A 12428-nucleotide genomic window follows, 5' to 3' on the forward strand; every position below is an offset into this window, starting at 1 on the left:
GAGAGTGTCCAGTGATGGCGAACGAGGTTTCCAGTCCGGTCAGCTTCCATGCGGCGCAGGCCCTGCTGCCGCAGGGCTGGGCGCGCGACGTACGCATCGAATGCGTGCACGGCCGCATCGTGTCGGTGACGGCCGATGCGCCGGCCGATGCCGGTGCGCAGCCGCTGGGCGTGGTGGTGCCGGGGCTGGGCAACCTGCACAGCCATGCTTTCCAGCGCGCCATGGCCGGCCTGACCGAGGTGGGCGGGCGCTCGGGCGACAGCTTCTGGAGCTGGCGCGAGCTGATGTACCGCTTCCTGGACCGGCTCGGTCCGGACGACTTCCAGGCGGTGGCCGAGCAGGCCTACATGGAGATGCTGGAATCGGGCTTCACCCGCGTCGGCGAATTCCACTACCTGCACCATGCGCCGGACGGCCGGCGCTATGCCGATCACGCCGAGATGGCCGGCCGCGTCACCGCGGCGGCCTCGGGCACCGGGCTGGGCCTGACCCTGCTGCCGGTGTTCTACGCGCACAGCGATTTCGGTGGCGCCGCGCCGTTGCCGGCGCAGCGACGCTTCCTGCATGACGTCGAAGGTTTCGCCGTGCTGCTGGACGGCTGCCGGCAGGCGCTGCGCGACACCCCGGATGCTGTGTTGGGCCTGGCGCCGCACAGCCTGCGCGCCTGCACGCCGGAGGAGCTGCAGGCGCTGGTGGAACTGACGCCCGGGCCGATCCACATCCATATCGCCGAGCAGATGCGCGAGGTCGAGGCCTGCCTGGCCTGGAGCGGGCAGCGCCCGGTGCAATGGCTGCTGGGCAACGCGCCGGTCGATGAGCGCTGGTGCCTGGTCCACGCCACCCATCTGCAGGACGAGGAAGTACGCGGCATCGCCGACAGCCGCGCCGTGGCCGGGCTGTGCCCGATCACCGAGGCCAACCTGGGCGACGGCCTGTTCCCGATGCGCGACTTCGTGCAGCACGGCGGCCGTTTCGGCGTGGGTTCCGATTCCAATGTGCTGATCGACGCGGCCGAGGAGCTGCGCCTGCTCGAGTATGGCCAACGGTTGGCGTTGCGCGGGCGCAACGTCGTCTCCCCGGGCGAGCTGTCCAGCGGACGCTGGCTGTACCAGCAGGCGCAGGACGGCGCCGCGCAGGCGCTGGGCGTCGCGGCCGGGCTGGCTGTCGGCGCACCGGCGGATCTGGTCGAACTGGACACGGCGCATCCGTCGCTGCATGGCCGTGTGGGCGACACGCTGCTGGACAGCTGGGTGTTCGCCGCACGCGGCGGCGCGGTGCGTTCTGTGTGGCGCAACGGCAGGCAATGGGTGCGCGATGGCCGCCATGTGCGCCGCGACGAGGTGGCCGCGCGCTATCGGACGGCATTGCAGCGGATACTGGGCTGACTCCAGGCAGGATCCACGAGTGAAGGAAAAGAAGGCGCCAAGCCTCAACCAGCGCATCCGCGGCGACATCGAAGGCCGCATCCTCAGCGGCGAATGGGCGCCGGGTTTCCGCATTCCCTACGAGCACGAGCTGATGGCGCAGTACGGCTGTTCGCGGATGACGGTGAACAAGGTGCTCACCGCGCTGGCCGAGAGCGGCATGATCGAGCGCCGCCGCCGCGCCGGCTCCTTCGTCGCGCGGCAGCCGCCGCACCTGGAGCAGGTGGCGCTGGAAATCCCCGACATCGCGCTGGCGGTGAACGAGCGTGGCCACCGTTACGGCTTCCAGCTGCTGGAGCGGCAGCAGCGTCGCGCCGATGCGGCGGTGCCGGAAGAGGTGCGGCTGGTGGGCGAAGGCGAACTGCTGGCGCTGCGCTGCCTGCACCTGGCCGACGGCCGGCCGCTGGCGCTGGAGCGGCGCCTGATCAATCCCGAAGCCGTGCCGGAAACCTTGACGGTGGATTTCTCCACCCACGCGCCCGGCAGCTGGCTGCTGCAGAACGTGTCGTGGACGCGCGGCCAGCACCGCATCAGCGCGGTGGCCGCCACCGCCGCCGAAGCGGCGTTGCTGGAGGTACCGGTGGGCACCGCCTGCCTGGTGATCGACCGCCAGACCTGGCGCGGCGAAATGCCGATCACCTGGGTGCGGCAGAAATTCCTGGGTGATGCCTACGACCTGATCGCGCGTTTCGCGCCGGGCGGCCGCTGAGCGCCCCAGGCAGGAGCGCACTTCAGTGCGTGATGGGACTCTACCGGGAAAGCCTCATCGCGCACCGAAGTGCGCTCCTACGAGTGCGCTCCTGCGGGAGTGGCTTCTCAGATCGTGCGGCACTGGCGCCAGCGCACCGGCTCGCCGGTGCCGGGACGCGGGTTGAGCTGGACACGCACGGTACGCAGCGCCGGGTAGTGCTCGACCTCGCGGCAGATCAGCGGCCATACCGTGGCGTCGTCGCCGCTGCGTTCGACCGACAGGGTGGAGCGGGTCAGCCAGATGCCGCTGATGACGCCGGGCGTGGCGGCCAGTTTCTTGGACACGGCCTGCTGGTAGCGCAGCAGGGTTTCCGGATCGGGATCTTCCAGCAGGTCTTCCGCCGCGGCTTTGGCGGCGCTGCCCTTGGTCGCGGCGGCAGGCGCTGCAGGTGCCGGCTGCGGCGCGACGGTGGCGGGAGGAGCGGGGGCGGTGACGTCGGCCTTCGCTGGCGTCGGTGTCCGGGCGGGCGCTTCCGGTGCGGGTGCGGATTGGCGCGGCGAGGCCGCCGGCGCCGATGCGGCCACGGAGGCCTGCGCGCTCGGGGAAAGGTTCTTGTCCACCTGCGCGGTCATATAGCCCAGGCCGGCCAGCAGGCCCACCGCCACTGCGCCGAGCGCGGCGATGCCGGTCTGCCGCACCGCCTCGCGGCGGGCGATGCCTTCCACCATCGTGCGCACGTCTTCCGGCACGCAGGGGGCGAGGACCTGCCACAGCACACGGCCGTCCAGCACTTCGATGGACTCTTTTTCCGCCGCGGCCAGGCCATCGCGTTCGACCCGTCCTTCGGTGATGAGGATGCCGCCGGCCGCGCCGGTCAGGCGCAGGGCGGCACCGAGTTCGGTGATCGCCGGCGCGCCGATCCGGTAGGCGCGGCCATGCTTGCACGACAGCAGCCAGCGCTGGCCGTCGCGTTCCATCAGGAAGTCGCTGCTGGTGCCGCGGTCGCCGTTGTCCTCGCCGGACAGGTCGTGCAGGCCGCGCTGTTCGCCCATGGCACGCCGCACGATCTGCGAGAACTCGCGCCAGCGCATTCCCGCCAACGCGGCCAGGCCGTGCTGCGTCTCGGTTTTCCGGCGCTTGACCATCCACAGCCAGGCGGAGGTCAGGCCCCAGACGAACAGTGCGAGCAGCAGGGCCAGGATCCAGGAAAACATCGTTACGTCCGGTGAGGAAGCGAGAGTGCAGGCGCGCAGTTTATAGCGCTTCCCGCGTGGTCGAAGCGTGCTGGCAGGCAGGCGTTCAGCTGTTGCCACCCGGCCAGTAATGGCTGTCCGGGACCGCGCGCGCGCCGAAGATGGCCTGGCCGACGCGCACCACGGTGGCGCCTTCCTCGATGGCGATCTCGAAATCGCCGGACATGCCCATCGACAGCTCGTCCAGGCCGATGCCGTCCGGCACCTCCTGGCGCAGGCGGTCGCGCAGCCCGCGCAGGCGCACGAAGCAGGCGCGTACGCGCTCGGCGTCGTCGGAGAACAGCGCCAGGGTCATCAGTCCGCGCACGCGCAGGGCTGGGAACTGCGGCAGTTCGCGGATGAAGGCCGGTACATCGGCCGGCGCCAGGCCGTACTTGCTGTCCTCCTCGGAGGTGTTGACCTGCACGAACACGTCCAGCGTGCGGCCTTCCAGCTGCAGGCGGCGGTCCAGGGTTTCGGCCAGACGCAGGCTGTCCAGGGCCTGGAACTCGCTGGCGAAGCGCGCCACCAGCTTGGCCTTGTTGGTCTGCAGGTGGCCGATCACCGACCAGCGCAGGTCGGTCAGGTCCTGCATCGCCTCCCACTTGTGGTGCGCCTCCTGCACCTTGTTCTCGCCGAGGAAGCGGCAGCCGGCGGCGTAGGCGTGGCGGATGCGGGCCTCGTCGATGGTCTTGCTGACCGGCAGCAGGCGCACGCCGGCCGGGTCGCGGCCGGCGCGTCGGCAGGCCGCGGCGATGCGCGCGTGGACCGCCTCGAGGTTGTGCCGGAAATCGTCGGTGGTCTCGGCGCGGGGGTAGCGGCCGTGCTGGTCGTGGCGGGTGGGGGTGTCCGTCATGGAGCGTTCCTTGGGCAGCGGTGGTGCGGCTGCATTATCGGTCGTCCGGCCTGCGGGTGGCGCGATGTTTCCCGCAGGAGCGGCTCCGGGTGGCCTCGGGCCATCAGCAGCGAAATGGCCTTTCCGGCAAAACCCGGTCGTGGCTGATGGCCCGAGGCCACCCGGAGCCGCTCCTACGGGGCGGTGACCGCGTTGCCCAGCCACTGTTCGAAGGCATCGGCGGAAAGGGCGGGCGAGAACAGATAGCCCTGCAGCACCGGCGAGCCATTGTCGATCAGGAAACGGCGCTGGGCCTCGGTTTCCACGCCTTCGGCGACCACGTGCTTGCCCAGGCTCTCGCCGATGCGCAGCACCGACAGGATCAGCGCGCCGGCGGTCGGGTCGTGGCCGATCTCGCTGATGAAACTGCGGTCCAGTTTCATCTCGCTGATCGGTAGACGGTGCAGGTGGCTGAGGCTGGAATAGCCGGTGCCGAAATCGTCCAGCGAGAGCTGCACGCCCAGCGCGTGCAGGGCGTGCAGGTTGGCGGGCACCTGCGGTTGCTCGGAGAGCATCACGCTCTCGGTGATCTCCAGCACCAGCGCACCGGGCGCCAGCTGGTGGCGCTCCAGCAGCTGGCGTACCTGCTCGACCAGCGAGGGCAGTTCGAAGGTGCTGGCCGACAGGTTCACCGCGATCCGTGGCACCTCCAGCCCGCGGCGGCGCCAGTCGGCCTGCTGGCGGCAGGCTTCCTCCAGTACCCAGCGGCTCAGTTCGGTCATCAGCCCGCATTCCTCGGCCAGCGGCACGAAGCGGGCGGGCGGAATCTCGCCCAGATGCGGATGGCGCCAGCGCAGCAGCGCTTCCACGCCATACAGGCCGCTGCCGTCGCCGTGCATCTGCGGCTGGTAGTGCAGGCGCAGGCCGCCGTGGCGCAGCGAATCGCGCAGCGTGGCCTCCAGCAGCAGGCGCTCCTGCGCCAGCCGGTTCATGTCCGCGCTGAAGAAACGGAAACGCCCGCCGCCTTCGTCCTTGGCCCGGCGCATGGCCAGGTCGGCGTGGCGCAGCAGGGTGTCCATCGCGCGGCCGTCTTCCGGGTACATCGCCACGCCGATGCTGGCGCTGGCATGCAGGGTCATGCTGCCGACCACGGTGGGAGCGGCGATCATCGCCAGCAATTCCTCGCACAGCGTGGCGACCTGGTGGTGCGCGCAGTGCGGGACCAGCAGGGTGAATTCGTCGGCGACCTGGCGGGCGACCACGGACTCGGGGCCGGCGATGTCGTGCAGGCGCCGCGCCAGGTCGCGCAGCAGGCCGTCGCCGGCCGCATGTCCCTGGCTTTCGTTGATGCGCTTGAAGCGGTCCAGGGTAACGAACAGCAGCGCCATCGGCGCACCCTGCTGTTCGGCCTGCATCAAGGGTTGTTCGCTCAGCGCATTGAACATCACCCGGTTGGGCAGGCCGGTGAGCACGTCGTAGAACGCCAGCCGGTGCATGCGCGAACGTGCCTGCTCGCGCTCCAGCGCCAGCGCGCACAGGTGCAGGCAGAGTTCGGCCAGCCGGCGGTGCCAGGACAGCGGCGGGCCGGGGCGGTGGCAATGGAACGCCAGCGTGCCCAGCACCTGGCCGGCGGTGGAGCGGATCGGGTTGGACCAGCAGGCGCGCAGGCCCAGCCCCAGCAGCGTCGCGCGGTGGCCGTCGAGCATCGGGTCGCTGGTGATGTCCTCCACTTCCACCGCCCGCCCACGGCGCAGCGCCTGCACGCAGGCCGGATGATCCCAGGCGGCCATGCCGTTGGCCGGCATCAGCGCGGCGGGGGCGGCGAGGACGGACAACCGCCCGTCGGCCTCGCTGCGGGTCACCGTCACGCACAGGTCGGGGGCGACCCGCTCCACTTCCTGGCACACCAGCGCCATGGTCGTGGCCAGCGGTTCCTCGCGCACCAGCGCGTCCAGCACCTTGCCATTGAGCACCTCGTGGGTCTTGGCTTCGGTGATGTCGGTAAAGATGTTGACCAGGCTGCGGCTGGCGTCGGCCAGCGGCGTGGCCACCACCGACAGCCACAGCGGGCTGCCGTCCTTGCGGTAGCCGAGCAGATGGTCGCGGTGGGCGCGGCCGACACGGTGCTGGTCGCCCAGCCGGTCCAGCGTCGCCACGTCGGTGTGCGGGCCGCGGATCAGTTCGCGCGGCAGTTTGCCCAGCGCTTCGTCGGGCGCATAGCCGAGCATGCGCACGAAACCCTCGTTGATGTAGCGGATGCGCGCCTGGCTGTCGCACAGGAAGATCGCGTTGTCGCTGCAGTCCAGCGCCTGCGACAACAGGCGGATGTGCTCCTGTTCCTGCGCATGTTCGGTGGCCGGACGCAGCACGGCCATGCGCGGGAAACCGCCCTGGCCTGCGGACAACCAGAGATCGCCCTGCCGCCCGGGCCGCGCACCGGCGGCCAGCAGCAGCGGTGCCGGCGGCTGCGCCTGCAGCGCTTCAAGCCATCGTGCATGTTCGTCGGGCGTCAACAGGTCCGGCAGAGCGGAATCGTCCGTCCTGTTCCGGTCCAGGCCCAGCAGTTCGCCCGCCCTGCGGTTGCAGAGCTGGACGCGCTCGTCCCGGTCGAGCACGAGAATGCCGTCCGGCGCGTCCTGCAGGCATTGGCGCAGCGCTGTTTCGCCGGCCGTATCGGCCGGCTCCGCTGTCGATGCCTGGGGCCCGGCCGGCTCGGCGCGCGACACCGGTTATCCCTGCTGCGCCCAGGCCAGCAGGCGCGTGGCGACCTGCTCCAGCGGCACCACCTCGTCGGCGGCACCGAGCTTGAACGCGGCACCGGGCATGCCCCAGACCACGCTGGTGGCCTCGTCCTGCACCAGGGTACGGGCGCCGGCCTGCTTCATCTCCAGCAGGCCGCGCGCACCGTCGTCGCCCATGCCGGTGAGGATGGCGCCGATGGCATTGGCGCCGGCGTTCTGCGCGACCGAGCGGAACAGTACGTCCACCGCGGGCTTGTGCAGGTTCACCGGCGGGGTATCGTCGATGCGGCAACGCCAGCGGGCACCGTCGCGGATGATGCGCAGGTGGCGCCCGCCGACCGGCAGGTAGGCATGGCCTGGCAGGATCGCCTCGCCATCGCTGGCCTCGCGCACGGACATGGCCGAGTGGCGGTCCAGGCGTTCGGCGAACGCGGTGCTGAAACTGGCCGGCAGGTGCTGGGTGAGCACGATGGCGGGCGCGTCGGCCGGCATCATCTCCAGCACCACGCGCAGCGCCTCGGTGCCGCCGGCCGAGGAGCCGATGGCGATCAGGCGGTCGGTGGTGCGGAACTTCAGCGACGAGGCTCCGGCCGGCGACGCGGATGGCGCGATCGTGTCCAGCGTGCGCTTGGCCTGCGACGGCACCGCGAGCGCGCGCACCCGCGAGCGGGCGGCCATCTTGACCTTGGCGCAGATCTCGGCGGCGTAGCTTTCCAGGCCGCGGGCCACGTCGAGCTTGGGCTTGGCGACGAAGTCCACCGCGCCCAGCGCCAGCGCCTGCAGCGTGGTGTCGGCGCCGCGCTCGGTCAGCGAGGACACCATCACCACCGGCAGCGGGTGCAGGCGCATCAGGTTTTCGAGGAAGGCCAACCCGTCCATGCGCGGCATTTCCACGTCCAGGGTCAGCACGTCCGGGTTCAGGCGCTTGATCTTCTCGCGCGCGATCAGCGGATCGGAAGCGGTGCCGACGACCTCGATGCCCGGGTCGCGCGCCAGCAGATCGGTGAGGATCTGCCGGACCAGCGCCGAATCGTCCACGACCAGCACGCGGCAGGGGGGCTGCAGGCTCATTCGAACAACTCCACGCCACCGGTGACCGGGGCTTTGGACAGGCGGGCGCGCACGGCCGATTCGGCGGCGGCGACTTCGGCTTCGTGCGCATGCGGCAGGCGCTGCACGACCACGCGCCCGGTCTGCGGGAAGAACCAGACCTTGCGCGGGTGGATGCCGAGCAGGTCCTCGGCGATCACCGGGATGTGCTCGGCGCGCAGGTACTGGCGCACGAACTCGGCATTGCGGGTGCCGACCGGGTTGCTGGTGAAGCCCTTGAGCACGTTGGCGCCGCCGAACACCTTGGCCTCCAGGCGCTTGCGGTGGGCGCCACGCTTGAGCAGGTCGTTGATCAGCAGTTCCATCGCGTAGCTGCCGTAGCGCGCGGGGGCGCCATCGCCGACGTTGCCGTCGGGCAGCAGGAAGTGGTTCATGCCCCCGATCTTGAGCACCGGATCGCGGATGCAGGCGGCCACGCAGGAACCCAGCGTGGTGGTCAGGGCGGTATCGTCGTCCACCACCAGGTACTGGGTGGGCAGCAGCTTGGCGGCGATGGTCTGGAAACGGGCATCGCGGTAACGCATCACATCGTCGGCGGGGGCGGCCATGCTCATGCACCCGCCCCGCGCACGCGGCGGTACAGGGTGCGTCCGCACGGCTGGATCAGGTCGGCCGCGTGCAGGTAATTCTCGGAGTGGCCGGTATAGAGCAGGCCGTCGTCGCCCATGTGCTGCACCAGCCGCGACAGGATGCCGCGCTGGGTCGGTTTGTCGAAATAGATCATCACGTTGCGGCAGAACAGGGCGTCATAGGGGCCGCCGACGTCGTAGCGCGGCGCCAGCAGGTTGAGCTGGCGGAACTCGATCAGCTTGCGCAGCGCCGGTACCACGCGGCACTTGCCTTCGTTGGGGCCGCTGCCGCGCTGGAAATAGCGGCGCTTGAGCGACGGGTCGAGACCGGCGATGCGTTCGACCGGGTATACGCCCTGCGCGCCGGTGGCCAGCACCTGGGTATCGACATCGGTGGCCAGGATGCGTACCGGCGGGGTGAGGCTGTTGAAGGTCTCGCAGGCGGTGATCGCCAGCGAGTAGGGCTCCTCGCCGGTGGATGCCGCGCACGACCAGATCTGCAGCGGCGCGCGGTGGGCGCGCGCCTGCAGTTCCTCGCGCAGCTTCTCGAAATGATGCGGCTCGCGGAAGAACGAGGTCAGGTTGGTGGTCAGCGCGTTGGTGAACGCCTGCCATTCGTCGCCGCCGTTGCGTTCGAGTTGGTCCAGGTAGTCCTCGAACGACTGCAGGCCGAGCGCCCGCAGCCGGCGCGAAAGGCGCCCGTAGACCATGTCGCGCTTGGCGGGCGCCAGCGCGATGCCGGCGCGCTTGTGGATCAGCTCGCAGACGCGGCGGAAGTCGCGGTCGTTGAACTCGAAATCGCGTGAGGCGGTAGCGGACAGGGACACCGTGGGAACCTCAGCTGGCCATGGCCAGAGTACGGGGAGCGTGGGAGGAGGCCTGCAGGCGGAAGGCGGACACGGCGTCGTTCAGCACGATGGCCTGTTCCTCCATCGCGCGTGCGGCGGCGGTGGCTTCCTCCACCAGCGCGGCGTTCTGCTGGGTGGTCTCGTCCATCTGGGTGACGGTCTGGTTGACCTGCTCGATGCCGGCGCTCTGTTCCTGCGAGGCCGCGGAAATCTCGGCCATGATGTCGGTCACGCGCTGCACCGAGGTCACGATCTCGCCCATGGTGGTGCCGGCTTGGTGCACCAGTGCCGAGCCTTCGGACACCTTGTCGACCGAGGTCTCGATCAACCCCTTGATCTCCTTGGCCGCACCCGCGGACCGCTGGGCGAGGGTACGCACTTCCGAGGCGACCACGGCGAAGCCGCGGCCCTGTTCACCGGCACGCGCGGCTTCCACCGCGGCGTTCAGCGCCAGGATGTTGGTCTGGAAGGCGATGCCGTCGATGACGCTGATGATGTCGGCGATCTTCTTCGAGGAAGCCTCGATGTCGGCCATGGTGGTGACGACCTGGCCCACGACCTGGCCCCCCTGCGAAGCGACGCCGGCGGCGCCCTGCGCCAACTGGTTGGCCTGGCGGGCATGTTCGGCGTTCTGGCGCACGGTGGAGGTCAGTTCCTCCATCGAGGCGGCGGTTTCCTCCAGGTTGGCGGCCTGCTGTTCGGTACGGCGCGACAGGTCGTTGTTGCCGGTGGCGATCTCCGAGGCGGCCAGGTTGATGCTGCCGGCGGCCTGTTGGATACGGCCGACGATCGAAGTCAGCTGGGCGACAGTGGCGTTGGCGTCGTCGCGCATCCGGGCGAACACGCCGTGGAAGTCGCCGTGCATGCGTGCGGTGAGGTCGCCGCGGGCGATGGCCTGCAGCAGGCTGGAGGTCTCGGCCAGGCTGTGATCGGTGGCCTCCATCATCGCGTTGAGGTTGTGCACCATCTGCCGGAAATCGTGCTGGAAGCGTTCCTCGTCGCCGCGCTGGCTGAAGTCGCCGGCGGCCGCGGCGCTGCTCAGGCGACGGATCTCGCTGCTGATCGCGGTGAGGTTGCGCTTGATGGCAGCCATGGTCTCGGTGATCTCGGCCTTCTCGCCGGGCAGCTGCGGCATGTCGCGGGTCAGGTCGCCCACGGCATAGCGCTGCGCCAGTTCGATCACCTGCATCTTCACGCCGATATGGCTGCCCACCAGCTGGTTGGTGCCGGCGACCATCACCCCGTAGTCGCCGGGGAAAGCGCTCTGGTCCATGCGGTAGCTGATGATGCCGGCGTCATGCTGGCGCTCCATCTCCTGCTGCGCGGCGATCACCGCCTGCAACTGCGTCTGCATGCGCTGCATGCTGCCCAGCAACTGGCCGGCTTCATCGCGCGATGTCTGGGCGATGGCATTGTCCAGGCGGCCGCCGGCGATGGCGTCGGCGACGGCAGTAGCCTTGCGCAGCGGCAGCACGATGCGGCTGCCGATCACCCAGCTCAGCGCGAACACCAGCAGCACCAGCACGCCACCGGCGACGGTCATGATGCCGGTGAAGCGCAGCGCCTGGGTCTGTACGTCGTCCATGTAGACGCCGGTGGAGATCACCCAGTTCCAGGGCTTGTACATGCCGGCGTAGGCGAGCTTGGGAACGAGGTTCTTCTGCCCGGGCTTGGCCCATTCGTAACCGACGTAGCCGCCGCCGTTCTTCGCCGCTTCGACCTGGTCGCGGTACAGCAGCACGCCGTCCTCGCTGCGGAAGTCCTTCATGTCCTTGCCGACCAGGTCCTTGCGGAACGGGTGCATCAGCACGACGTAGTCGGTGCTGTAGATGTTGAAGTAGCTGGAGTCGCCCTTGGCGCGCATGGCCTCCAGCGCGGTGATGGCTTCGGCCTGTGCGCGTTCCAGCGGCAGGGTGCCGTCGGCGACGCGTTCGACGTAATGGTCCAGCACGCCATAGGTCAGTTCGACATCGCTCTGCAGCGAGACCTTGCGGGTCTCGTAGAGGTCGAGGTACTGCATGCGGGCCGCGACCACCGCCAGCGTGACCACGCCGACCGCGATGATGATCGTGAGCAGGTTGAGCTTGCCACGCACGGAGATGTTGGAAATGAAGCTCGACCAGGTACGGAGAATGTTCATGCGCGATGGAGGATTTGGGGGAGTGGCCGCCGCGACGTGGGAAACGGAGGCGGGACTTCACTGGTATCGGCCTGGCCCCATGCAAGTTGAGTCTGCGGCTTGCCGGGGGTAGCGCTGGGCTACAGCCAAGGTGGCGGATGGCCGACAGCAGAACCCCGGCATGCGCCGGGGTTGCTGTGGGAACGGGTCAGAATTCCTGCCAGTCCGAATCGAAGGCTTCGGCGACGGCCGCGCGGGCCGGGGCGCGCGGCCTGGGCTCGGGCGTGTAGGCCACCGGTGCCGGCGGAGCAGCGGCGACCACGACCGGTGCCGGCGTCACCTTGACCGCAACGGCGGGGGCATCGCGTTCGTCCAGGCGGAACAGGGCCACGGCTTCGGCCAGGTGCGAGGCCTGTTCTTCCATCGAACGTGCGGCGGCGGTGGCTTCCTCCACCAGCGCGGCGTTCTGCTGGGTGGTCTCGTCCATCTGGGTGACGGTCTGGTTGACCTGCTCGATGCCCGCGCTCTGTTCCTGCGAGGCGGCGGAGATCTCGGCCATGATGTCGGTCACGCGCTGCACCGAGCTGACGATCTCGCCCATGGTGCTGCCGGCGCGGCGCACCAGCTGCGAACCTTCGCCGACCTTGCCGACCGAGTCCTGGATCAGCTCCTTGATCTCCTTGGCGGCGCCGGCCGAGCGCTGGGCGAGGGTACGCACCTCGCTTGCCACCACCGCGAAGCCGCGTCCCTGTTCACCGGCACGCGCGGCTTCCACCGCCGCGTTCAGGGCCAGGATGTTGGTCTGGAAGGCGATGCCGTCGATGACGCTGATGATGTCGGCGATCTTCTTCGACGAGGC

General features: G+C 69.6%; 10 protein-coding genes. 2 read left to right on the plus strand and 8 right to left on the minus strand.

What is annotated here, in order from left to right; genetic code table 11:
• Positions 1-14 precede the first annotated feature (14 nt).
• Together AC1DGW_RS06285 and hutC are read left to right on the plus strand one after the other, a co-directional pair.
• Complete coding sequence (locus AC1DGW_RS06285; protein WP_478020633.1) at positions 15-1385, plus strand: formimidoylglutamate deiminase; 1371 nt, start codon at positions 15-17, stop codon at positions 1383-1385.
• 19 nt (positions 1386-1404) lie between these two features.
• Positions 1405-2133 (plus strand): histidine utilization repressor, encoded by a 729-nt coding sequence (gene hutC / locus AC1DGW_RS06290; protein WP_478020635.1) that lies wholly within the window; start codon positions 1405-1407, stop codon positions 2131-2133.
• Positions 2134-2240: 107 nt separating this feature from the next.
• Here hutC and AC1DGW_RS06295 read toward each other — a convergent pair whose 3' ends face one another.
• The 8 genes from AC1DGW_RS06295 to AC1DGW_RS06330 form a co-directional block, all read right to left on the minus strand.
• On the minus strand, positions 2241-3329 hold the full coding sequence (locus AC1DGW_RS06295; RefSeq protein ID WP_478020638.1) for a restriction endonuclease: 1089 nt from the start codon (positions 3327-3329) through the stop codon (positions 2241-2243).
• Positions 3330-3414: 85 nt separating this feature from the next.
• Entirely contained in the window at positions 3415-4203 is a 789-nt protein-coding gene (locus AC1DGW_RS06300; protein WP_478020640.1) for a YggS family pyridoxal phosphate-dependent enzyme, read from the minus strand.
• A 173-nt stretch (positions 4204-4376) separates the two neighbouring features.
• Entirely contained in the window at positions 4377-6908 is a 2532-nt protein-coding gene (locus tag AC1DGW_RS06305; RefSeq protein ID WP_478020643.1) for a sensor domain-containing protein, read from the minus strand.
• A 3-nt stretch (positions 6909-6911) separates the two neighbouring features.
• Positions 6912-7994 (minus strand): protein-glutamate methylesterase/protein-glutamine glutaminase, encoded by a 1083-nt coding sequence (locus AC1DGW_RS06310; protein WP_478020645.1) that lies wholly within the window; start codon positions 7992-7994, stop codon positions 6912-6914.
• Positions 7991-8587: a chemoreceptor glutamine deamidase CheD gene (gene cheD, locus AC1DGW_RS06315; protein WP_478020648.1), complete on the minus strand. Its 597-nt coding sequence runs from the start codon at positions 8585-8587 to the stop codon at positions 7991-7993. The genes AC1DGW_RS06310 and cheD overlap by 4 nt, the downstream gene beginning before the upstream one ends.
• A complete protein-coding gene (locus tag AC1DGW_RS06320; RefSeq protein ID WP_478020650.1) occupies positions 8584-9429 on the minus strand; it encodes a CheR family methyltransferase in 846 nt (281 codons plus the stop codon). The genes cheD and AC1DGW_RS06320 overlap by 4 nt, the downstream gene beginning before the upstream one ends.
• Positions 9430-9439: 10 nt before the next feature.
• Complete coding sequence (locus AC1DGW_RS06325; protein ID WP_478020652.1) at positions 9440-11590, minus strand: methyl-accepting chemotaxis protein; 2151 nt, start codon at positions 11588-11590, stop codon at positions 9440-9442.
• Positions 11591-11777: 187 nt separating this feature from the next.
• A partial coding sequence (locus AC1DGW_RS06330) for a methyl-accepting chemotaxis protein (RefSeq protein WP_478020654.1) occupies positions 11778-12428 on the minus strand: 651 nt, incomplete at its 5' end.

The organism is Stenotrophomonas sp. 05N423, from assembly GCF_056397145.1.

Bases quoted from the DNA above. Each gene is read 5' to 3' on its own strand.
- cheD (WP_478020648.1), bottom strand. From the start codon at position 8,587: ATGAGCATGGCCGCCCCCGCCGACGATGTGATGCGTTACCGCGATGCC.
- AC1DGW_RS06285 (WP_478020633.1), top strand. From the start codon at position 15: ATGGCGAACGAGGTTTCCAGTCCGGTCAGCTTCCATGCGGCGCAGGCC.
- AC1DGW_RS06300 (WP_478020640.1), bottom strand. From the start codon at position 4,203: ATGACGGACACCCCCACCCGCCACGACCAGCACGGCCGCTACCCCCGC.
- AC1DGW_RS06325 (WP_478020652.1), bottom strand. From the start codon at position 11,590: ATGAACATTCTCCGTACCTGGTCGAGCTTCATTTCCAACATCTCCGTG.
- AC1DGW_RS06295 (WP_478020638.1), bottom strand. From the start codon at position 3,329: ATGTTTTCCTGGATCCTGGCCCTGCTGCTCGCACTGTTCGTCTGGGGC.
- AC1DGW_RS06310 (WP_478020645.1), bottom strand. From the start codon at position 7,994: ATGAGCCTGCAGCCCCCCTGCCGCGTGCTGGTCGTGGACGATTCGGCG.